The organism is Solibacillus isronensis (assembly GCF_900168685.1).
GTDB lineage: Bacteria > Bacillota > Bacilli > Bacillales_A > Planococcaceae > Solibacillus > Solibacillus isronensis_A.
Genome location: NZ_FVZN01000012.1, coordinates 191361 through 214763, shown reverse-complemented (window position 1 = coordinate 214763; position 23403 = coordinate 191361). Strand labels below are relative to the sequence as shown.

Annotated in this window: 17 protein-coding genes; all 17 read right to left on the bottom strand. The window is 38.6% G+C overall.

Annotated features, from left to right (window positions below; all coding sequences use genetic code 11):
* Positions 1 to 14: 14 nt before the first annotated feature.
* The 17 genes from B5473_RS20415 to B5473_RS05900 all read right to left on the bottom strand — a co-directional run bounded on the left by B5473_RS20415 (position 15) and on the right by B5473_RS05900 (position 23339).
* On the bottom strand, positions 15 to 362 hold the full coding sequence (locus B5473_RS20415) for a hypothetical protein (protein WP_176142032.1): 348 nt from the start codon (positions 360 to 362) through the stop codon (positions 15 to 17).
* 187 nt (positions 363 to 549) lie between these two features.
* Positions 550 to 723, bottom strand: coding sequence for a hypothetical protein (locus B5473_RS20620; RefSeq protein ID WP_156732651.1), 174 nt, complete (start codon positions 721 to 723; stop codon positions 550 to 552).
* Positions 724 to 1301: 578 nt separating this feature from the next.
* Positions 1302 to 1910, bottom strand: coding sequence for a hypothetical protein (locus B5473_RS05970; protein ID WP_079524074.1), 609 nt, complete (start codon positions 1908 to 1910; stop codon positions 1302 to 1304).
* A gap of 81 nt (positions 1911 to 1991) precedes the next feature.
* Positions 1992 to 2480 carry a hypothetical protein gene (locus B5473_RS05965; protein ID WP_079524073.1) on the bottom strand — a complete coding sequence of 163 codons (489 nt, stop codon included), beginning with the start codon at positions 2478 to 2480 and terminating at the stop codon, positions 1992 to 1994.
* A 2-nt stretch (positions 2481 to 2482) separates the two neighbouring features.
* Positions 2483 to 3154, bottom strand: a complete 672-nt coding sequence (locus B5473_RS05960) for a hypothetical protein (protein ID WP_079524072.1) — start codon at positions 3152 to 3154, stop codon at positions 2483 to 2485.
* Positions 3155 to 3162: 8 nt separating this feature from the next.
* The gene (locus tag B5473_RS05955) at positions 3163 to 5259 is read right to left on the bottom strand and encodes a M23 family metallopeptidase (RefSeq protein WP_176142031.1); all 2097 of its coding nucleotides are present in this window, start codon (positions 5257 to 5259) and stop codon (positions 3163 to 3165) included.
* A gap of 222 nt (positions 5260 to 5481) precedes the next feature.
* Positions 5482 to 7383, bottom strand: a complete 1902-nt coding sequence (locus B5473_RS05950) for a hypothetical protein (RefSeq protein WP_079524070.1) — start codon at positions 7381 to 7383, stop codon at positions 5482 to 5484.
* A gap of 12 nt (positions 7384 to 7395) precedes the next feature.
* Entirely contained in the window at positions 7396 to 10167 is a 2772-nt protein-coding gene (locus B5473_RS05945) for a hypothetical protein (RefSeq protein ID WP_079524069.1), read from the bottom strand.
* A gap of 4 nt (positions 10168 to 10171) precedes the next feature.
* Complete coding sequence (locus B5473_RS05940; RefSeq protein ID WP_254865253.1) at positions 10172 to 12184, bottom strand: VirB4 family type IV secretion system protein; 2013 nt, start codon at positions 12182 to 12184, stop codon at positions 10172 to 10174.
* A gap of 29 nt (positions 12185 to 12213) precedes the next feature.
* Positions 12214 to 13002, bottom strand: coding sequence for a hypothetical protein (locus B5473_RS05935; protein ID WP_079524068.1), 789 nt, complete (start codon positions 13000 to 13002; stop codon positions 12214 to 12216).
* A 106-nt stretch (positions 13003 to 13108) separates the two neighbouring features.
* Positions 13109 to 14305, bottom strand: a complete 1197-nt coding sequence (locus tag B5473_RS05930; RefSeq protein WP_079524067.1) for a reverse transcriptase domain-containing protein — start codon at positions 14303 to 14305, stop codon at positions 13109 to 13111.
* A 739-nt stretch (positions 14306 to 15044) separates the two neighbouring features.
* Positions 15045 to 16748, bottom strand: a complete 1704-nt coding sequence (locus tag B5473_RS05925; protein WP_079524066.1) for an SNF2-related protein — start codon at positions 16746 to 16748, stop codon at positions 15045 to 15047.
* A gap of 78 nt (positions 16749 to 16826) precedes the next feature.
* Positions 16827 to 17951 carry a hypothetical protein gene (locus B5473_RS05920; protein WP_079524065.1) on the bottom strand — a complete coding sequence of 375 codons (1125 nt, stop codon included), beginning with the start codon at positions 17949 to 17951 and terminating at the stop codon, positions 16827 to 16829.
* A 219-nt stretch (positions 17952 to 18170) separates the two neighbouring features.
* Complete coding sequence (locus B5473_RS05915; RefSeq protein WP_079524064.1) at positions 18171 to 19049, bottom strand: hypothetical protein; 879 nt, start codon at positions 19047 to 19049, stop codon at positions 18171 to 18173.
* A gap of 56 nt (positions 19050 to 19105) precedes the next feature.
* Positions 19106 to 21361 carry a DNA polymerase III subunit gamma/tau gene (gene dnaX / locus B5473_RS05910; protein WP_079524063.1) on the bottom strand — a complete coding sequence of 752 codons (2256 nt, stop codon included), beginning with the start codon at positions 21359 to 21361 and terminating at the stop codon, positions 19106 to 19108.
* A gap of 32 nt (positions 21362 to 21393) precedes the next feature.
* The gene (locus B5473_RS05905) at positions 21394 to 22230 is read right to left on the bottom strand and encodes a ThiF family adenylyltransferase (protein ID WP_079524062.1); all 837 of its coding nucleotides are present in this window, start codon (positions 22228 to 22230) and stop codon (positions 21394 to 21396) included.
* The gene (locus tag B5473_RS05900) at positions 22227 to 23339 is read right to left on the bottom strand and encodes a hypothetical protein (RefSeq protein WP_079524061.1); all 1113 of its coding nucleotides are present in this window, start codon (positions 23337 to 23339) and stop codon (positions 22227 to 22229) included. Before B5473_RS05900 ends, B5473_RS05905 begins: the two co-directional genes overlap by 4 nt.
* Positions 23340 to 23403 lie beyond the last annotated feature (64 nt).

Genomic DNA, 23403 nt, shown 5'->3' with positions numbered 1-23403 from the left:
AGAAACCTATTTTATTATAACTTAAAGTCCGATGAATTTCCAAAGAATTTTTCATCGTTAAATAAATGTTGAAGATTGTTCATTTCTAAAGCTTCTGTTCCAAATTCATAGTTCGTTTGTTGAATATGCTCACACAACGTAACCAGCTCTTTGTAATCGAAACCCGATGCATTCAATTTATAGATTTCTTCAAATTGAGCATTTAAGAATGTAATGCTCTTATAATACGGTTTCGTTCCTTCAAGAACATTCTGATCGATATATGAAACATCGTTAAATTCAATTTCCTTACGTACTTTCCCCTCAATAACCACAAAGCTTGAAATGCCTACATGTATTCGAACTGTTTTTTTTAAAGGCAACCATTTAAAACTAAAAATAAGACTAAAAATGATTAAAGCTATGTAAAAGAAATTTATTTCTAAGTAAAGTCTAATTCCAAAAACGCCAGCGATAAGAATAAGAAAGTAGATCGTTAATATCACTTTATTCGACTTGTTTTGTTTCTTGTCTTTAAACTCAAAATCCCTTTTTATAGACATAGGCTATTTATGAAAATTTCAGCGTTTTTCCTGCTGCGTTAGGATTAACATTATTAGATTCGAATAAATGAATAATATTAGATTTTTTGCTATTTGAAATAAACTCATACTCTCTATTATCATCTACCCGTCTTGAAGTTTGAACACCGATAATTTTAAATTTGCGCTCTTTTTGTACCATAATTCACATGCCTCCGAATTCGATTGTTTCTTAATTTTTACAATGATTCTTCTCTTTAAAATGACTGCTAAAAACAGAAAGAACCTAAAACGATAGACGTATCCCGTCTATTGCTCAAGGTTCTTCCTTAGCTTTAAAATAAGTTACTTAATGTTACTTGTGTTTCTATATGCTTTATTCAATATTAATAAATAGTTATTAAAAAGTAAACAAAAACCCCTATAAAATTAAAAATTATTCTTTTTTTAAATACAAGTTTGGAAAATATTATAATTAATGCATTAGTAGCACTTAATTGTTAAATCTAGCCTATCTCTACATATTCTAAGTTTAGTATTTATATAGTCTTATTTTAAGGATAAAATTATTATACCTCACATAGTAATACAGTGTAATATTATTTCTAATTATGTTATATTTTTTGAGACTGTTGTGAAGAAGAAACCTAAATTAAATGAATTAAAACGTATGTACTTAATTAGAAGGGAACTTGCAAAACATGTTAATACAAAATAAATAAAACGCCCTCCAAATTGATTTGTGGAGGGCGTTTTTATGATTCAAAATAACTTCTAAAATTACTTAAATTGTTTTGGTAAGTGCTTACTGCAATAGTAATAACGAATGCCTTTACTTTGAATACGCTTCGCTTCGTCATCTGTTAATGTAGAACCACAAACCAAACAAGGCTCAGCCTTAACGACAGGAACGCTATTGGCAGCTCTTACAAGCTCGTCAAACGATTGATCAACCACTGAACTATTACTTTCTACTTTAAATGGCGTTTCAGTGTTCACAAATGCTTGAATAGTTGGATTGCTGCCCCACTCTCGACTACTAGCAATGTCTCGCCAACCCATCATAAATTTATCGCAACAATCTCTGAACGCGTCTGATTCAGCCGATGATATAGCATTTTTAATACTTGCAGGTTCAACCTTTTGTAAAGTTGCGACACCGATTCCTTGTCTTACAGCATCTAAGAGCTGTATTTCACCTCTAACCGTAACGATCATATGTTGAGTATCAATTACAGGATCGCTAATTACTCGCCAATTCCACATCTCCCCAGCAACTTGTTCAAAACGTAACATATAAACTTGTGAAGGGATATATGGGCGGCGCCCTTGATTTAATGAAGCTTTTCCAAAGCTGGCTTGTAATTTCTGTACTACTTCCTCATACATAATAAGTCACTCTCCTAATTACTCTATTTTACAGGAATCTAAGGCAAATGAAAAAGCACATCGAAAACGATGTGCTAAAAATCAAGAAGTTAATAATCGGACAATACTCGGTCCAACCTGTAGTAAAAAGAATAGAACGGGAACACCGATGAAAATACCGTAACTGATCCGTTTCCGACCAGGGATGCGTGTCGCATGATGTAGGGTAACGACTGCAATTAAAAATACGATAACTAGCAACGGATAAACAATCAACTTAATTCCTTCATAAAGACTAGATCCGACATATTTAACAGTTGAATCAAATTGTTTTAATTGCGTAAGTTCGGTTTCAGGTAACAATCTGTCAATCATATAGTGATAAGCGAGTACAGGTGCATAAATACTGAACATCACTAAGATCGGACCAAATACCGTTGTCACAAAGGCGAGACGCTTTTTGTGAGGGTTTTTAAAAGCATACAGGAACATAAAGATACCAAACAAGAACATCAGTCCTCCGATGAAAACACCCGCCAATTGCCCGTAATACAGTACGTTTAATATTGGCTCTGTTGCATCTACTTTCACTTTTACTCAACCTCACTTTCTATCGCGTCAATCATATCCCAAATCGACGTATCTATATAATATTGCTTGTATTTCACTTGCTCTTCGTTTTCTGTTTCACCTGTGTAATCGCTAATGCTTAACTGATCAGTTTCCTTTTTAACTATAAAAACAATGTTTACAGGTGTATCAAGTGCGCTGTAATAAATATTTATGCGAACGCGTTGCTTACCGCCCATCATTTTATTACCGCCAACAACCTCAATTTTATCAATCGTACCGTTGCGACTTAAACGAGTCATTGCTTCTTCATATAATGCAAAGATTTTATCCAATTCGCCGGTCTCATTACGTTCTGAAAAATCGCTAGCAATCATTTCAGGTGTCATTACGCTTGTCATCATGTCATCATCCATGCGATTAGCACTCATAAAAAACATATTGATCACGCTATCTAAATCTGAAATGTTAAAATCAACGGTTGTTATCTCACCGTCGTTTAGATCGGCCATTTGTTGCCATGTATCGCTATCTTTCCCGCCTATATCGCCTTTAGGAATAGCCGGGAAGAAAATAGCTTTAATTAATACCCCTAAAATTAAAATACCGATAGCCAAGCAAACCCATTTGATCCACGCATTACGTTTCAACAAGCGACTGATTTCTTTTCGTATTTCATCAAATATTATTTTCAAATAAACACCTAATTTCCTTTCAACTCGCTCATTGCAGGTAGTAAAGAGAGCGGGTTCATGTTCGTTTTCCCATAACTAAACTGACCTTTATATACTTCAAAGTGTAAGTGTGGACCACTGCCGCGCCCTGTAAAGCCCATGTACCCTATAATTTCACCTTTTTGAACAGGCTGATTAATATGAAGACCTGAAGCATAGCCATTTAAATGAGCATAGTTTGTATAATAGGTTTGGCCGTTTAGATTGTGCTTGACGACCACATACAAGCCCCAGTTCGTTTTGTAGTTCTTCTGTTCAATTTTATAAATGGTTCCTGCCATAGCTGAAACAACCGGTGTACCTGTACTGTTGGCTATATCAATGCCCCAGTGCATTTGCGGTTTATTTGTTCCATAAATACCCGGAAGAACTCGGTAGCCATACTTACTTGTAAACCTTCCGACAGTCGGCCATGTGACGTCACCGGCTGTAACAGGTATCGGGGTCGCTGAGTCACCAAATGCCACGCCATTACTCATTCCGGATTGGAAAGCTAAATGCATGGCGTATGCTTCCGATGCGTACCGTTGCGCGGCTGGATACATATAATTAGCCGGTCCTCCGTTATATGAAGCGAATGCTTTCTTGATAGCAGCTTCATTACCGCTGACATAACCAAGTGATTTAATGTAAGTTGCTGCAAACATCATGGCATCTCGTAAGTTCCATGGATCCGCTTTGCCATCACCATCACCATCCATGCCCTTACCACCATATTTTTTAATATTGGACAGGCTATAAATGACATCTATATTGCTCGTAATATCACCAACGCTAGTAGAGGTAACCAAACCAGAATTTCTTATCGACCAGCCAACCCACGTAAGCGGAACTACCTGGAAATGGCCTCTAGCACCAGCACTAGATTTCAAATTCCTATCTGTTGCTACTGGATTACGAGAAAAGGAGGTTTCAATACCATGAATAGCGGCAATGGCACTCCAATCAACACCTGTTTTCTTTGCAATTTCTTTGTAAATCTCTTCATATTCAGCTGGGTACCATCCTCGGTTATTTACACCGTTATACCCAACAACACCGCCCCATGTAGCACTCGCTAATTGTTTAACATAGAGGGTAATACAAGCATCCAATCCCTTTTTATCTTCATTCATACATTTCGTAAATTTGGTGTATTCAATGTCGGGCTCTGGAAACGCAGGATCGGCAGCCTTACCAATTTCAAAAGCAGTTTCTAAATCTTGTGCTTTCACTAGTTTAGTATGCTCTCCCTTTTCGGCATCTTTCATTAAGATACGTACTAATTTAGCAGAGTCCATCATGACTGTTGGCATGGACTCTACTAATAAATAGAGAACCGTCTCTGTCACGACGGTTGTTGTACAATCACCGCTACTGTGAGTTGAAGTGCTTGTCACAGCGCTTTCTTCATATTCAAGCGTCACATCTGAGTAACCCATACTTACTTTGTCAGCAACAGATCGCTTCGGTAATACTTTTTTATTAACTGTCGGACCAGAAGTGGTTGTCGATGTATTTCCTTCTTCATCAACAACTGTACAGACCGATGTAGAGGTAGTCTTTATGTATTCTTCTATAGGAACAGCTTTCTCTAATATCTCCGGCTGATAAGCCTTAGATTTTTTAAAGTAATACTTTAATTCTTTATTTTGTATCTCTTTATATTTCTCTATTAAAGCCGCTTTGTCGCTGGCATCGTCGCGTTTATATTTGGCATGCCAGGGTCTAAAAATAGAATCCATTGTATCAAAGTAATAATGAATGGTCGGAACCGCATAACTCGGCTTTATGGCACCGGCTAATTGTTCAATCCAACCTGCAGTAATCCCCGGATATGGGTCGCCACTTTGCATGTTTGAGAAATAATCATTTAAAGTTGTTGAAGCATTTCCACCGATATTTTCTTGGAATGTAGTTTTCACTGTTTCATCGAAAATAACTTCGGCGGCAGTACGCTCGTTACCGCGCTGGAACAAGTCAAAGGATGAAACACTCTGTAAAACAAGTAATACCAGGACAATGACTACGAGTGCTACAAGGACATAAGGCCCCACGATTGCTAGTAACCATTTAAACAAGCTCATAATTACTTTGGTTAAAAATGAAACAATAAATTTACCGAAACGAAAGATAGATTTACCGTTTTTAGCTAGGAATTTCCCGGTATTAAACGCACTCTTCCCCTTATTACCTATGGAATCGGTAACATCGGTACTATGGTTATTATCACCATTTTTAGAACTCATAATTTCACCTCTCAATAAATAAACAATGCGAGTAGCATCTGACTACTCGCATTGTATTAATTAGGCTTTTCCATTAGATAAATCGTGCATTGCTGATCTATTTAATTCTGAGCTGATAAAATGCTCAGGAGAATAAGCACTTGAATTAAATGCGGTGTCTGTATGGCGTGTGCCGTCGTTGCCCATAATAGCAGCCTGTGAATTTGGTTCATAAAGCGAACTATTAAGTCCTTCTGTATTACCAGAAAGAGAGTAGTCTTGCACGCGTGTTTCACCGTCTTTTAAGTTTGGATCGGCAGCACCTAATGGAGAAACGAGCTTATCTTCTTCACCATTGTTCATATAGAATCCGCTACCTTCATTCGTTTGTCGGAACTGTAATGTAGCATCGGGATATGTCGCCGCAATCTCTTGTAACGTAATACCCGCTAAACCACCATCACCTGTAGAACTACGTATCAATTCGTCTGATACGCCACTCATTTTTTCACCGATTTGGCGACCTGCGTTACCCATGCCGAGCATTGTTCCGAACGACTCGCCCATGTTTCCGTAAAGAGTTCGTTTATCTTGCATGTTATTTAAATCAAGATATCCAGATTTAACGTTGCCGCGAGTATCCATAAGCCCTTTTGCACCTGCAACAACATTACGAGCAGTTTGTAAGCCTTGATTGCCCGCCATTTGACCGAGATTACCACCAAGAGCCATACCGCCCCCGCCGACTACAGAGCCAGCCATTGTACCCGCAACACGCCCCGTAAGACCTGCAATAGTTTTAAAAGTACCAAACGTATTATCGCCCTTTGCAAGAGCCGAAATTTTAGACGAACCAATACTTGCTGCCTTACCTAATTTCCCAGTGCTTGAATTCGCTAATTTTGCTATCTGATTGCCCGAATTACTAGCCTGATTGACAGCCATATTGACACCACTTGTCATACGTTGACCAGCCATAACAGCAGTTGAAGCCGCACTAAACGAGAACAACGCCATAGCCATTGAGCTAATTGGTAGGAATAAGATTAATAAGAACAGCTCGAATATTTCCGAAACCTTATCAACGTCAATCATGATTAAAATAGCAGCGAAATATAAAGCGTGGAAACTCTGCATGAGCACAATACCTGCAAAATCCACAAGCCATCGCATGAAGATTTTTCTCGTAGACGGGAACAATAGACATACAATTGCAAAACCGCCAAATATCATATACACAGCGATTAAAAACAATCGAAATACATAGACAACATTCAGGAACAATATCATGATCCAGTTAGCAAGCAACAGAATAATATCCATAAATGTGAAGCTATCTTTTTCAGCAACTATATTCAGCGCACCAGATGGATTGATACCTTGCTTATCTAATACACCTTTAATATCCGAAACCAGCGCTTGATTAAATTGTAGGAAGTATTCAACACCGACCCAATAGCCAACTAATAGCGCGGCTACGAGCATAAAGTACAATAATTCTTCACCTAGTCGGAAACTAGCATTAACCATTAACTTTAGACCAATAATCAAGATTGCTAATGTATAAAGTAAAACTGCAGAACTCGTAAACATATTAAATAAAGGCTTAACGACAGTGTCATAAACTTTTGTAGGGAAAACACCAAACGTTAAATCTACTCCATTTATTAATTTGTTTATGGTGCCCCCTTGAAACCAAGTACAATAAGGATTACCAAACACAAGTTGATTCAAGGTATTGAGGCCGAACAAATTCATGACGACCTCAATTGCGTCAAGCATAAACTTTTCGATTAAGTTAGCGTATTCTTCACGAAATTCATCGAATTTCTTTTGAACGTCTTCTTCTTCGTAAGTTGGCTTTTCGCATTTTTGTTTAGTTTCTTCACCGTTTTCGGCATAGGCTGTACTCATGCTAATCGGACTTAAAAATGATGGGAGTAATAAAAATAAGACAAGCAGTATTTTTATATATTTATTCAAAATAAAGCCCTCCTAATGTACCCCTTTATGTCGATTACCTAATACACGATGGGCTTGTTTCACCCATGAAGCTGATTCTTTTGTTTCTGTTCGTGCTGCAAAATCACCAACATCTTTTGAAACTGCTTCGGGTCCTCTATAAACATATGTTTCAGGGTTAAACTTCTTAGGATCGAAAGCAGAATCTTTATATCCAGTAACGCCGTCCTTTGTAACTTCATTGATAACGTCATGGAATCTTGCACCGCCAGTATTTACGATTTGTGCATCGCTTGTACGCATTAACGAATCTGTTGAACCTGGTAAACCTGCAAGCTCTGGACGTTCAAATGATGAACCACCGTCATTAGTGCTTGGAGAAGGTGAAGCCTCAACATTCGTTGGTATAGCTTCCGCCGTAGTTGTTGGTACAGCCGATGTATCGAGTGTCGATTGTGAAATCGTAGGAAGCTCATTTAATCCCGCTACATTCTCAAATGCTGAATCAGACGATGTAAATACAGGACTTTCACTATCTGACGTTTGAAGCGGTGACGATGTATCTGCTGTTGTGCCTCCAAATGTTGAAGTATCTAATGAAGAATCGCCAGCAACCGATGTAGCCATTGGTGATGATGTATCTACTGCTGTTCCATTAATGATTGAAGTATCTAATGGAGAATTGCCAGCAACCGATGTAGCCAATGGTGATGATGTATCAATTGCACCACTTGAAAGCGTAGAACCTTCTAAACCGCTTGTCGGCACACTTGCTACTGAACCAACAGGCTCACTTAATGGCGATTGACCTACATTTTCACTACTTGTAATAACTGAATTTCCTAACGCGTCTGATAATGAAGAATTACCCGCGTTAATTGGGTCTGTTCCAGCTGTAGCCGTATAAGAGCCATTTGCTTGTAACTGATAGTCTTTAGACGGATCAGTTAAATTGAAGTCCATTACACGTGCTTGTCCGTTTGCAAGGTTTGTGTCGGCGGCACCTGTTAAACCGACTTGTTGCCAACCTTCCGCACCTTTCATGTACATAGCAGACCCTTCATTTGTTTGTACAAACTTCATATCCGCGCCGGGATTAAGTTTCCCTAGTGCATCGTATGACATTGGAAGTGTCTTACCATTACTATCCACTAAACCTAACGAAGCACTATTCATCGCTGCTAAATTCGAAGTACTACCACCTAGATTCGACATTAAATTACGACCAATCGAGGCCCCTTTTTGACCTGCTAACATTAAGCCGACTGATTCACCGATTGCACCGGCAAAATGACGTCCTTGTGAAGCAACTGCGAAGTCACTACCTGCTTTTCCGGCAAGTAGAGAACCTAAACTAACGCCTGATTGTGAAGCAAACTGTTTAGCTTGCGATAGTGTATTCGATAAACCGGCGATACCCGTTCCGATATTCATACCCATTTGTGGAATACCGCCGCCGATAGCTTTACCAATACCGGCCCCGACTGCAACACCCGCTGGACCCGCAACCATGCCGGCAACACTACCGGTAGCAGCACCCATTGTAGACATTGCATTCTTCACCGCACTAAACGCTGGAGAATTTTGACCTGTTGCAGCCGTAGAAAGAGCTGTTTGCATTAGATCACTACCGGAGTTTGTCGCAAGCTCTGAAAGGCTAGAACCTCCAACACTTCCGTCAGAGTTGATTGTATTGCTTGAATTACCCAAGAAACTGCCTCCACGTAGTACATTACCTGCTTGTGAAGCTACCATATAGGTACTCATGATACCGCCCAAGCCGAGCATACTCATTGTCATACCTGTTTTCGTTGCACTATTCCCAAATTGCAATAACTTAGAAAGCAATCCACTGACAGGAATAAACATGATTAATAGACAGATTTTAAAGAATGTACCTGCACCTGCAGCTGAAAACTGAACGATGGCAAATAAAACTATGGCATGTATAGATTGCAGGAAGATATTTCCGGCTAATTCCTTCAGCCACGTTAAGAAGAATCCGCGAGTTTTATTGAATAATAGACTGTAAATCGCTACAAACCCAATCGCCATAAGAATTAAAATAATAACCTTACGTGAGATATAGATAAAGTTGACGATGACCGAAAGTACCCACTCAACCGCAATTAGTATCATTAACGGTGCAAAACCTAACCCAATGCTATAATCTTTCCATGAAGCAGCTATCGAAATCGCTTTAAAGTTAGCGTCTGGAATTAGGTCTTTAATGCTTAATACAATGGCTGCATTTGCTTCAAATAATAGATTTATGAGCAAGTCATAACTTACATAAAGCAATAACACAAACAGAATCATTTTCCATGAGTTGAAAAATTCATCAAGTGCGGCACCGCGCATTGGCGTAGCCATTAGCTTTAAAGATGAAATTAAGATAGATAGAACGATCATTAAAATTGCTGCGCCTTTAAAAATATTCATTAAAGGATTAATAATTTTGTCCATTTCTTTATCCGTAAAAACACCGTTACTCGACATTTTCACATTCTTATCTTCATTCCATGAACAGTACGGGTTACCAAATACTAAAACACCCAAACTATTAACATCACCAATTTTGAAGAAGTGTTGGCTTTGTGAAGCGATAAAGCTTTCAACCATGTTGGCATCTTCTTCTTTAAACTTATCAATCTCAGTATTCAAGTCATCAGATATTACGGGTTCACCACAAGCAAAAGACTCAAATGAAAATGTTTCTGCAGCACTCGTTGGTGAAGCATTAAATACGAAACCAACAGCAATGATGGCTATTAGTGCAAATATAACTTTGTTGGCATACTTCATTTAACTACCTCCCGCCATTAACGAGAGCATCAACTGAAATGTTTTGGTTCGTATTGATATAGCGCCATTCTGAAGGTGTTGGCACCGATTTAAAGTAAACAATTTCCTTACCGGCTTTTAAAATAACGTCGCCTGTTTCAGCTGTACGGATCATACCGCCGACATCATCTGAGAAACGGAAGGTCTTTAAGATTGGCTCAATATCTTGGTCTGGCTGTTTCATAAATGCGACGGTGCTAAGTTGCGAAATAACATCTTTCGCATCACGAGAAATTTCAAACTTCTCATAACGTTGTGAAACGAGTGTTAAAGATACGTTCCACTTACGACCGCGCGCAGATAAAACTTTAAAGAAATCAACCATTGAAGGATAATCAAGCATCATCCAAGCTTCATCTTGAATTACTCGTTTTTTAGTTTTTGGGTCATTTACAATGAAACGGTTCCAGATCCACGTCATTAATACATGCTGTGCCAATGCTCGCTCTCCACCTTTAGTAGATAGCTTCGAAATATCGAAATCGACAATGGCTGCTTTGTCTAATGCGTCCTCTGGCATTTTTTCACCTGTAGAAGTAATAATGTTCGTTTGACAATCGAATAAACCAAATACATTCCCATGAACAAAACTCTTAATAACACTTTCGATTAAGCCGAGTCCCGTTTCCCCTTCAGCATTTTTCTTTTGGATCAACTTATAAACATCGGAAACCTGTGGCATACGCTTATAACGGCGTTCATATGTAATCTCACCTGTATCACTAATAACATCGACCGTTTCATATAATGAGTCCGGTTGCTCTGTAATACGTGCTACATCACGATACAAGTACCATAAGATCTCGTCTAAAGCATTTAGCTCATAAGGTGTAAGGAATGGTTCAGTTGGATAAGCAGACTCTTTCATTACTTTAAAGAACTCAATCATTTCTTTTACTTTTTCATGTAAGTTTACTTTTTCAACAATGTATTCGTCTGGTTGATATCTGTTCATTACTTCTTTTTCTACATAAATATCAAACGGATTGATTTGACTTGAAGCTTCTTTGGATTGCTCACTTCGTAATTCAATAACAACCCCACCGAGAGCATATGTAAGGCCGCGATACTCAGGCTCAACATCAATGATTACCACTTTACCGATACCATCCATGAAGCCTCGCCCGATTAATTGCTTAACGAATACCCCTTTACCCGCCCCGGACTCACCAAAAATGCCAAGGTTATAGTTTGTTAATTTACGGTCAAAGTTATTGAAATAAATGTATTCGTTACCGAAAATTCCGATTGGCATACCGCCATCGTGATTTAATGTTGACGATAAATGCGGGAACAATGCTGTTACACCTGTACGGTCAATGTTTCGGTATGAACGTTTAATGTAGTTTGTAGCTAGAGGCATTGTTGATAACCAACCCTCTTTTTCGCGGTCGTAACAGTTTACAAGTTCAAGTCCGTTACCAGAGGCCGCCGTTTCTAAATTGACACTCGCTTCATTCAGATCATCTAAATTAGGTGCATAGATTGAATTTGAAACACTTACATAGTACAAACCATTTTGATTCAATCGAATTTGCTCACGTAAAAATTTAGCATCGATGTATTCTTGGCGTACCGCGTCAATTTTCCCCTGGTCGCCACGTTTTTGAGCACTATAAATAACGGCTTCAAATTCATCCATTTTATCTTTTAACTTACGAACAGCTTCGGGTTTCGATATTGGATCGACATGAATTGAAACATCCATATCCCCGCCTTTTAACAATGGTTCAAGCCAGTTTACACCTACAGTAGATGGATACCCACTTGGCTTTAAATAAGAGGCGCGGCCATAACGTTTACTTCCCAAACCAACTTGCATTTCAAAATGATCATCGTTGAATTTAATCCCCTCATTCGAGATATTATCCATTAACGATGGCTCTACTACGTCTAATTCAGGATTAGCTGGTTCAGGAATCGTAGCTTTTTGAAACTTGCGTGGCTGTCCTTCTTTTAATTTCTTTCTGCCAAACATAGTTACTTAACTCCTTTATAGCCCTAGTCTTATTTATCAGACCAAACATCCATAGACATTTCTTGTTCAGGCTCGATTTGTTGATTGTGTACATTTTGTTGCGGTTCTACAGGCGGTGGTGATTGAACAGACTGTTTCGGTTGAACAGGCTGAGTCGGCTGTAAAAACGGTTGTGATTGTACAGATTGTTGTTCCATTGATTCTTCAACAGCAAGTACCTCGTTCATTTGATTAAACTGCTCATAATCAAATGTCAGTTCATCATGCTTTTCAGCTGCCTCCACGTTAAACTGCTCGTTATATTCGTAATAAAGCTCTTTAAATGCCTCTGGATTAGTGACTAAGCTTTCGAAGTCTGGCAATGTTGTTACATCCATTGAGACGAAATGAGATAATTTTTCCTTGTCTAACACATCATTCATTGGATGAATTAACATACGGTCACGATTCAATGCTCGTTTGAATACTTCTGCAGTTTCAATTGTGCTAAGGAGTTGAGCATTTACTTTGGCACGACGTAAAGCTGAACGGATGATCTCGGCGCGGCTCCAAACATTCTGATAAATGATTTGCTCACGTTGCTCAGGCGTTAATTTGGCCATTTTAGATGGCTCATACGCATACTTAACGATGTAATAGAAACGCAACGTAATACGGAAATCATTTTCTGTTACGTGTTGAATATGATTCAAAACGTCGCGGTTGTATTCCGCTGCGTGTGGGTTCACTTTACTTAAATTCTTTTCAAAGCGTAATCGTTCTTTTGAGAAGTCCTGTGGTACGGCTTGCCCTAACATTTGGAATGGGAAAGAAACCATACTGTAAAGTTGCTGATAACCTTCAAGTATCGCTTGACGCTCAGAAGGTTGTAGTAAATGGAAGTTTACAAAGTCTGTACTTAAAATTGCTATATACTCATTCTTTTCACGAGTGATAACGCTTTTTCACCTTTTTATGCAACTCATTAGCTTTCGCTTTAAGTCTAATCGGGTCCGGTCTACTTGTAGGTAGCCATCCATATCTAATTGCCTTCCAATCCTTCTTACTTTTATCTCGTCTGACTTTAAAGTGAAGCCCCAGAAATTTGATTGGCTTTTTGCGAATATTCGTGATTACAGTTTTTTCATGTGACAGTTCGAGTTTGAGCTTGTCTTTAAGGTACTTATCAATCCGGTACTTAAATTTCTCAGCATCACTCTTGTTCTTGCACATGAGGACCCAATCGTCTGCATATCTTATTAGGTAGCATGGTTTGAGTTTACTGTATCGCTCTAATGCGCGGTTCTTCCTTTTATCAACGCTTATCTCTGGGTTCATCTTCTTGTTTTCCCATTCGCGGGTAATCCATTTATCCATTGCATCTAGGTAGGCGTTTGCTAATAGTGGGGATAGGATACCTCCTTGTGGAGTGCCTATTTCTGAACGATTAGTAACGTTCATGATTCCCGCTTTGAGCATTTGTTTAATAATCATTAAAACCCTTTTATCCCTGATACCGAGTCCCCATAACCGTTTAATTAATATGGTGTGGTTTACATTGTCGAAAAAGCCCTTAATATCTCCTTCTACAACCCAATGATGTTTAGCGTGATAGGCAACATGGGCAACTCGTGCCATTGCCATATCTGCTTGTCTCATTGGTCTAAATCCATATGAATGTTCGAAGAATTGAGCCTCTAATATTGGTTCGATTACGATTTTGATACATTGCTGTACTATTCTATCGATCATCGCCGGAATACCGAGAGGGCGCATTTCCTTCTTACCGGGTTTAGGTATGTGAACTCTTTTTACTGGAATAGGTTTGTATCGATTAAATGCCTCTTTGACGCGTTCTATAACGCTAAGATAGTCCTTTTCTAAAAAGTGAATTCTAATGTCCTCATTATCTGTTCCGCTAGTTAAACTGCCTGTATTAGCTTTCAATTTGTGTATCGCGGTTATGATAACTATGTCAGATTGAATAATTTCAAGTAGGTTCTTGAAGTTGGGTAAATTCCCCTTTTCAATTGCCTTTTTTGTGTCTAGAAAGAATTTATCTAGTAAATTTCTTAATTCAGTCTCATTATTTAAAGTTACATGTTCTTGAACCACTGAAATCACTCCTTTCGGGGAAATCATTGGCTTAAATCAGTTATGCTCAATGGCTTCCATATATCGAAAGTAATGATAATACTGTCCTTTTTATTGAAATGCTAAATTTCAATCATTGACTATGCCCCTTCGCTCCGCATCCATTACAGATGTTTCAACACTACTACGGGCTGCTGCCACTGAGATTAAACAGTCATTTCCTACTGTTGAGGAACTTCGGATTTTACACTCCTTAGCATTTCCTTCTCAGCTTCCTTTGTTCCGATGAATCTAGCTTTTATCATAATGACCTTAGCTTCCCTCTATAACCCGCCAATCATCTCTTCGCCCATTGTTGGGGGACTCGAGACTCTAATCCCTTACCGGATTAGTTCAGAAAAGTGCGCGAGCCGATACCCTTTTTCCGAGATTGGACCTCACTAGGAGGCATATATCTTCTATATTAGATATATCAAACGTTTCGAGCCGTACATCCGAGGATTTGTTCCAACGCTTCTGCGTTCTCTAAGCCTAGGTGGTTAATTCCACTAGTCATTTTATAGCCCCCCGCATACTTCACTAACCACTTCACAGGTCTGTTTTTCTGCGCCTTCAGCGAGCTCCCATACGATTGTCTGTAAACAACTTTCGCACGTCGCAGTTCTTAGGGTATTGGATAGCCAACATTCTTTCCAGATAGGCACTTCCCCTATCAAAATCAATTCATCAGTTAGATATTTAGAGTAAATATCCTCTAGTTTTTATTCTTTGTCTCCAAAGAGGTTGTCTAGAAACAAAGCACACCGGCTCCTGTCTTCATCGTCATAACTAAGCACGATAACGGGTCTTTCGGGTCTTGGAATCGACGTAGCAATTCATGGCGTTCATGCATTGGTACGCTGCCATGGATATAGCCAACTTCATAACCTGGAGCAACCATGTTTAACAGTACACCTAGTTCTTCACACGTTTTTTTATGAGCCGTAAAGATAAGCATTTTACGGTTCATCATCGCTTCTTGCTGAATTTTATCTTGAATGAATTGCAGTTTTGAAGGTGTTTCGTCATTTTGTACATAGTCCGGGTGCAACCAAGGGCATGATGCCGTTTGACGTAGTTTACCTAACCATTGAGAAATCTCAATTGACGAGTATTTACTACGTACACCTTTCATACGAGCAAGCGCTAATTCGTCCTCATACATTTTGAACCATTCACCAAAATCTTTAAGCGTTTGAGCATATACTTCTTTTTCGTTCTCATTTTGAGCAACGTGTAAACGACGGTGAACAGGCTTTGGAATACGGATTACATTCGCAACATCATCATCCGTTTTTTTACGGCGATACATGACTAAATCGAGTAAGCTCCATAATTCCTGGGTAGATGAAACACGACTACTAATAGCTGTGCTATCCATTAAGGCCTTTTTATCCGCGCCTCCGTAAATTGTTTTGAAACAACGCTCTCCATAAGTTCCAAATGCCTCAAATGGCTCTAATTGAATACGATTCCAGAAATGAACCTTGTCACCGAGCATCCAAGCAAGTAACCAAAACAGATCACTGGCTCCGTTTTCAGCTGGCGTACCGCTAATAACAACGCGTGTACGAGTTTTAATCGCCATGATTGATTTGCAACGAGTTGTACTACCATTCTTGAATAGATGGCCTTCGTCAACTGCTGCTGCCTTATATGAACGATTAAAATACTTGAACAATGGCTTTCTACGGAAAATTAATTCAATCGTGCCGTCCTCTAAAGTTTTGGTTTTCTTAGTTTCTGAAGCCCAACGCTCATAAGAAACTAAATGAATACGTTTAGTGCTCTTCATATCACTTGGATTATGAAGGACGATGTAATCATCGGCTAAACCTAGGTTCTCAATTTCAGCTTCCCAGTCACATAGGTTACGTGACATTGTAACGATTAGGATTTTAGTATTTGAAGGATCAGCATATAGCCCGGCAATTGTTGTGCGCGTTTTCCCGAGGCCCATATCCATCCCATTCAATAAACGTTTACGTGAACCGATAAGCGCGGCTCCTTCGATCTGATAATCGAATAATTTAGTCGTGTCATGTAACACGCCGCCAAAACGGTCTACTACTCTCGCATAGCTACGAGCATAAGCGTTTGTTTCTTTATGCTCGGCAATTGGTGTGTTGAAATCATCATAAGAACGACGCGTTTTTTTGAAGTCTTTATTTAGCTCGTCGAACCCGTTAAGAGTTACGTTTTTAGCTAAAAGATTTTCTATCGCTTTTACTTCAGATAAGTCCTGGACACCACGATTTAGCATGATGTTGTAGTTTAATGAAGACAGTTTTTTATAACGGTCACGTTCATGCCCTTTCATTAACGCAATGCTATGCTCAAAGTGAACACTCGCACTATTCATTAAAAAATTCACATAATTGTTTACTAAATAATCCTTTTGTTTCCCTAAAATAATCTCATTCTTTTCCTTTGATAAATTAATCTCTAACATAATCTGTTATCCTCCTTAAAAATAAAAGGAAGATACGATCTAACGTCGCATCTTCCTTAACTAAGTTAAAAGCCAATGTTATTTGCTTACTTGCCCTAACATTACTTTTACATTTTCAATTTCAATTGTTCCTGCGTCGGCAGATTCCGCTTCTAAAGTAACAGAACCTAAGAATGTAACGGGAGCGCCTGCAGCATTAATACAAATGAATACTTCATCTGATTTTAAAGCTGTTAATGCACTTTCGATCGCTACGACCGATAAAGCAAAACCCGAAGATTCCCCTTCACAAACAACGCCTAAGCTTTGTTGAAGTACATTTTCATAAATAGCTAGGTACTTACCATTGGTATGAGTAAATTTAATGGTACCTAATGCCCCTGATAATCGTTTAACGCGACGAGCAACTTCTAATAATTCGAGTCTGTCAATCTTCCAAACAAATGGAGAATTTTCATCTACATATAGTTTTGAAGTATCAACAAATTCACCGTCAATAATTCTTGTAATAATTTTTGTATTCGGTGCTTGGATTAATAGGCGACTGCCATCATTTACAAGTCCAACAGTTACAGCCTCTTTAACCAGCTTATTAACAGCTTTCATTGCTTCTTGTGGAATCGAAAAGCCTTTCGATAACCACTGACCGTCAACTACTTGATTAATAGCACGTACAGCGTCAGAAGCCTCTACAACAAGTTTTCCCTCTGCATTTGAACCAAAGTGAACACCTTTTGTAATTGGGTAAGTCGCGGCTACTTCTGAATCATTCGATGAACAGAAATGAGCGAATATACGACTGTAATAACCCCAATCAAGAGTGATTGAATCACCTTCAACCTCTGGAACTACAACAGCTTCTAACTTGCTTGCATGTTCTGTAAATAAGATCAGTCCGTTTGAACGTCCCCACTTTATAGAAACATGACCGTTTTGAATTCCCCCGAATACTGCTTCAACATCATTTGGTAAAACGCCGATTTTTAATAGCATTTCATGAGCCGATGCAATAAATTTAAAATCCTTTTTCACAATTGCTTTAACTTCTTTTTCAACTTCAACCAAAGCATTTTTTAATACAAATTTTACAACTCCATTTTCAGCGATAACACCAATTGAAGCGTCTTCGTCTCTACAAAATTTCGCTGCACCTGCCATTGATTCGATAACCTCTTTAACGTCGTTTGCCTTAATATAGAACATAATAATGTTCCTCCTTAAAAATTTTATTTATTGATAATGTAAGAGAACGCAAAAAAGCACTATCAATAAATGAACAGACTGAACCCTTTGAGAGTTTAGTTGTTACACTTAAAGATAGTGCTTAAAAATATTCATTCCTTAGGAATGAATAAAAATTAAAAATTAAAAGTTACAAATATCAATACAGCAATTATACCGTAACAAGCGGTTGCTTACAACTTATTTATTACGGATTACTAACTCTAACTGCGACACATAATGCCCGTTAGAATAGAGATTCTTGCTGAAATCATTTATTAATCTATTAATCTGTAAAATCTGTTGCCAATCCATATTAGGTAAGCTGCCCCAAGCGGTAGCGTCGCCCTTTTTATGAGCTAATAACGCCTTGCCGTATGATTGAAGCAATCTCGAACTGAACAACTTCTGGTCTTTGTTTTCAAACAGTTTATCCCACGACTGAACGGAAATTAATGCTGCTGCAGGTGATTGTGTAAATAAATCTTTTACTACGGCAACCCACTGATCCAACTTTTCCTCACATTCTTTTAGTAATGCTAACTCACTTGCAAATTCAGACAATACCGCTGCGGTAGACAATTGAATATTCAATGTATCTAAATCCCCGGCAATTGAAGAAATGACAGTCGAGCCGACATTAAATGTTTGAACGCGACTCAAAATTGTATCGAGTAGCAATTCCTTATGTTCAGTTGTCATTAAAATATTTACATTCTGCTTAGGTTCTTCAAGAAATTTCAGAAGTGCATTGGCAGCCTGTGGGTTCATCTTATCAGCATGGCGGATAATGAACACTTGACCATTGCCCTCATAACTCTTTAAAGCCCCTTGATTTAATAGCTCACGAATTTGGTCCACTTTAATATACTGGCCTTCTGGCTCAATGAAAAAGACGTCCGGATGATTATTGTTAGAAATACGGTTACATGTAATACACTCGGCATTATCGCACCCACACAAAATCTTCTTACTTAACCAACGCGCAAAGCTTACTGAATCAACGCCTGCAAATAAATACGCATGACGTAGTGATTTGTCACTGATTTGTTTTTCAAATAATCGTTTTAATTCATTCATATTAGTCACCTTAAAAAAATAAGGGAATAGCTAACTATCCCCTTAAATCCCTTCAATTATAATTTCGTCACTTCATCGTACTTTGCTAAAACAGTCTCCCAATCAGCTTGTGTTAAAGCTACATAGTTCAATGGTTTGTATACATCAGCAAAAGCCTCTTTAATATTCTTTTCGTGAATTAGCTTGTTAATCAACGCGACTTGGATCTTGTTCTCATGAACAATAACCAGGCAATCGTCATTTATTGCTTTTACACTAAATTCATTAAAGATACGTTTCGTTGCTAAATTTTTATTTTGTAATTCAGCAACAAACGTTGGCTTTATTTGTTCAAACTCATTTAACAGTCCTGCTTTCGCTGTTAAGATCGTGTTTAAAGCTAAAGTTTCTTTATCTGAAAGATTTACGCCAATACCACGATTTTCAAGTGGTGTCGGTACGTTAGAAATTGAATGTTCTTGTACAGGAGCTTGCTCTACTACTGGTGCTTGTTCGAATGCTTGTGGCTCTACAATTGTAGTAAAGCTTTGCGGTTCAACGTTTGCAGTACCTAAGTCAAAACCTTGTGGCTCAACTACTGGTGGTTGCTCAAAGCCTTGCGGTTCAACAGTTGCCTGTTCAAATGCTTGTGGCTCTACGTTCGCATTACCTAAATCGAAACCTTGTGGCTCGACTACTGGTGGTTGCTCAAAACCTTGTGGCTCTACAAGCGTATCAAAGCCCTGCGGTTCAATGGCTGCCTGTTTAAAGCTTTGTGGCTCAACAACAGACGACTCATTTAATTCAGGTAACTTTTCTGATTCTACAGCAACATTAAAGCTTTGTGGCTCACTAGTACGCTCAATTTCAACACTTTCTTTATTGTCAATTGGTAGCTCAGTCGCCCAATCAGTACCGTTTTCAGCTAATTTTATAGCTTGCTCTATGAAACCGATTGGATCTTCAACATCAACACTTTCCGTTACATCACTCTCATTAATGAAAGGTTGTTGCGGAATGCTATTTTCCTCAACTTTCACCGCGTCATTACCTAATTCAAATGCAGGTAATTCATGGTGAGTTGGTTCAACCGGAGCAAAGTTTGTCGGTAATGATTGCTCGTTAGTAACGATAGGCTCGTTAATCGTTTCAATCGGCTCTACAGGTGTAGTTGCAACGTTTGTTAATGAAATATTACCGTTACCGATAAGACCGCGCAGCTCGTCGATTTGAGCTTGTAGTGATTTATCAGCACCCGTAACCATATCAATGATTGTCATTTCCATAAGTAATGACAGGTCATGATGGAATTTCATATCATTCACTGTTTGCTGTAGCTTTTTCATGTATGCGAATACTGCATCATTTGAAATCGCATTGGCAACTTCTGCAAAGTTTTTATCCGTATGCCCTTTCTTTAGATCGGCCTTACCTTGTAATTTACGGAATACAAGAATATCACGTAAATAGATTAGTAATTCCTCAACAAAATACTTTGGCTCTTTGCCTTTATTGAATGTTGAATTATATAGCTCTAATGCTGATTCCAGTTCTTTATTCGCAATTTTTATAAGGAGTTGACCGATAATTCGAACGTCAACGGAACCTGTTAAAGCTAAGACGCTATCAAGTGTTACAACTTCATCCGTATTAGAGGCCATGCTTAACGCCTGGTCTAATAAGCTGACAGCATCACGTAAGCCACCATTGGCAACTTGTGCGATTAGGTGTAACGCTTCTTCATCCATTTTACGATTTTCCTGTACTAAGATATGTTGTAATCGTTGTACAATCGTCGCGCTCGTAATACGAGAGAAATCATAGCGTTGGCAACGTGACAATACAGTTGCAGGTAACTTGTGCACCTCGGTTGTAGCTAAAATGAAAACTACGTGCTTTGGTGGCTCTTCCAATAACTTTAAAAATGCGTTAAAAGCCTGAGTTGAGAGCATATGGACTTCATCCAAGATAATCACTTTGTACTTACCGTTTAATGGCATAATACTAACGGTTTCTTTTAGCTCACGAATATGATCAACACCGTTGTTACTTGCTGCATCCATTTCATGAATGTCGATAGGATTTTCACAAGCGGCACATTTGCCACATGGATTAATTCCTTCTGGTTCATTACAGTTGATTGCCTTTGCAAATAATAAAGCCGAACTCGTTTTACCTGTACCACGTGGGCCAGTAAATAAGTAAGCATGGTTCACAGCATTGTTTTTAATCGAGTTTGCTAATGTTGTAGTAATATGTTCTTGCCCTACTAAATTATCAAATGAAGATGGGCGGTATTTACGGTAAAGTGCTAAGTTTGTATTTGTCGTCATAGTTAAAATTCTCCTTAAAAATAAATGTCGTATTAGTTATTCATTAACTCTTTTAATTTTCGTTTCATTTCACTATTCACATAGGTTGGTGCGGATACACCGTCACGTGAATTGAAAGTAATTTCATTTTGAATTAGCACACCTTTATGTAGCAGGTTGTTAATTAAAACATTCGTCATTTCTGCAGCGTAGCGATTGGTTTCGACACGTTGAGGATTGTTGATTGTTTCCGCGCATGATTGCGTAGGAAATACTGAATCATGGTCCTCTAAAATATCGGGATATAATAAGCCTACGGGCGGCACTACTACTTCCCCTTTAACTTTTAATCCAGCTACGACCTGTCCTGAAAAGCCACTATCAGCAATTAAATCTGTTACTTGCTGGAATGGGATATCTTTGTCAAATTCTTCTTTAACCCGAACACCTTCAACACCCACGTCAATATACAGTAAGTTCTCCGCTTGCATGAAATACTCATGCATTAATTGGCGTGTACGGTTATTATCGACACATCCTACTAAAATACGAAATGCTTCTGTATCATCACCGAAAAGGGTATCTAAATGTTCAAGCTCGGTAACGTACTCGGTAGATGCTAAAACATCCAAACTGTAATGTTCACCATAGCGATCTGCTAGAGAATAAACCTTGTATTCGCCTACTTCATCAGAAGAAAATAGTTGATTACGAGTATTTTTCTGCTCTATTTTATCTCCGTCCACAATCATATAGCGTAAGCCTTGGATTCGTTCGCGGAAATTATTATAGGTTTGCAAATTGTTTCGTACAAAAAACGAACCATTGGCGCCGGTTCCGATCGTTACTTGATTGAATTTTAATTTCTGGTTTTTGTCTAAAATAATCATAGGTATAGTCCCTCCACTACAGTTACGTTTTGTTTCCAATCCGCAGGATAGCTCACAGGCTCCATACCAAGACTTAAATCGAAAATATCTTCCGCTTTAAATGGTACTTCGTGCTCGCCCATCTTTGCGCGGAAAACTGTTTCAATTTCATCCTTATTTAATCGACCAAACACACCAAAAACACCAAATGACGTATTAAACGATTGCTCGTTTTTATTATCCGTTTCTGAAAAGAAAGCACGCATAACATTATGACTGTGCACTTCTAATACAGGGATATAACGCATTGATCGGTATTCGTTCGTGTGTTCGAACTTAATAGCGACTGCTGTTACACGTTGTTTAGGACAAGCAACAACATACTCCGCTTTTTCAATATCATAATACACTCGCAACGCGACTTCATATTGCTGATTCTCCATTACATACGAACGGAAAAAAGCGACAATCTGTGCGTAAATGCTCCCCGGTATCTTTTTGAACTTCCACTCGAACGTGTTAGTCAGTTCAGGCATATCACGAAACGTTACATTGTAACGATCCATAACCTCGAAAACGAACTCGTCTTCTGCTTGCCCGATACGTGACAACATACGACCGTATGGTGCATCAAATAAGGCAAATACCGATTTATCTTTGCTAATGACATAGCGATAAAACTTTTTTGAAGCAGCGGCATCGTCAACATTAATGAAAAAGGAAGGCGTAAAACGCCCTCCTTCCTCACCGATGGCACCCTTTGAGCCAGCAAAGGCGTCAGGGAACAATCGTTTTTCATCTTTATCCATATCCCACTTCGTACGTGCTGCACTAAATTTCGGGAAATGGCGTTCAATACCTTGTCGAACGATCTCTAATGTTACTCCGTCTTCTGGAATATCATCTTCATCAACAAAATCACTCACTCGGAAAGCTTCAGTAGGGAAATGAATCGTCCACTCAGCAGTCACTTTAAATTCTTCAATCGGTTTTGGTTTTTGTTTCGGCTTTGCTGCAGTTGTTTTAGCTTTGGCTTTTTTATCTTCCTCCGCGTTTAATACAGCTTTTTCTTCTTCAGTTAATACGTCCTCTACTCCAACCACATCAAAAATTGATAATTCTTTAGTCATTTTAAATGACCTCCTTAAAATGTTTTGTTATCTTATTTGAATACAAAAAAGCACCCAATCGATA

Coding starts and splice junctions, on each gene's coding strand:
- dnaX (WP_079524063.1), bottom strand. CDS start 21,361: ATGACGACAAATACAAACTTAGCACTTTACCGTAAATACCGCCCATCT.
- B5473_RS05915 (WP_079524064.1), bottom strand. CDS start 19,049: ATGAATGAATTAAAACGATTATTTGAAAAACAAATCAGTGACAAATCA.
- B5473_RS05945 (WP_079524069.1), bottom strand. CDS start 10,167: ATGAAGTATGCCAACAAAGTTATATTTGCACTAATAGCCATCATTGCT.
- B5473_RS05970 (WP_079524074.1), bottom strand. CDS start 1,910: ATGTATGAGGAAGTAGTACAGAAATTACAAGCCAGCTTTGGAAAAGCT.
- B5473_RS05920 (WP_079524065.1), bottom strand. CDS start 17,951: ATGTTCTATATTAAGGCAAACGACGTTAAAGAGGTTATCGAATCAATG.
- B5473_RS05900 (WP_079524061.1), bottom strand. CDS start 23,339: ATGACTAAAGAATTATCAATTTTTGATGTGGTTGGAGTAGAGGACGTA.
- B5473_RS05925 (WP_079524066.1), bottom strand. CDS start 16,748: ATGTTAGAGATTAATTTATCAAAGGAAAAGAATGAGATTATTTTAGGG.
- B5473_RS20620 (WP_156732651.1), bottom strand. CDS start 723: ATGGTACAAAAAGAGCGCAAATTTAAAATTATCGGTGTTCAAACTTCA.
- B5473_RS05905 (WP_079524062.1), bottom strand. CDS start 22,230: ATGATTATTTTAGACAAAAACCAGAAATTAAAATTCAATCAAGTAACG.
- B5473_RS05935 (WP_079524068.1), bottom strand. CDS start 13,002: ATGGTTTCTTTCCCATTCCAAATGTTAGGGCAAGCCGTACCACAGGAC.
- B5473_RS05930 (WP_079524067.1), bottom strand. CDS start 14,305: ATGATTTCCCCGAAAGGAGTGATTTCAGTGGTTCAAGAACATGTAACT.
- B5473_RS05955 (WP_176142031.1), bottom strand. CDS start 5,259: ATGAGCTTGTTTAAATGGTTACTAGCAATCGTGGGGCCTTATGTCCTT.
- B5473_RS05940 (WP_254865253.1), bottom strand. CDS start 12,184: ATGTTTGGCAGAAAGAAATTAAAAGAAGGACAGCCACGCAAGTTTCAA.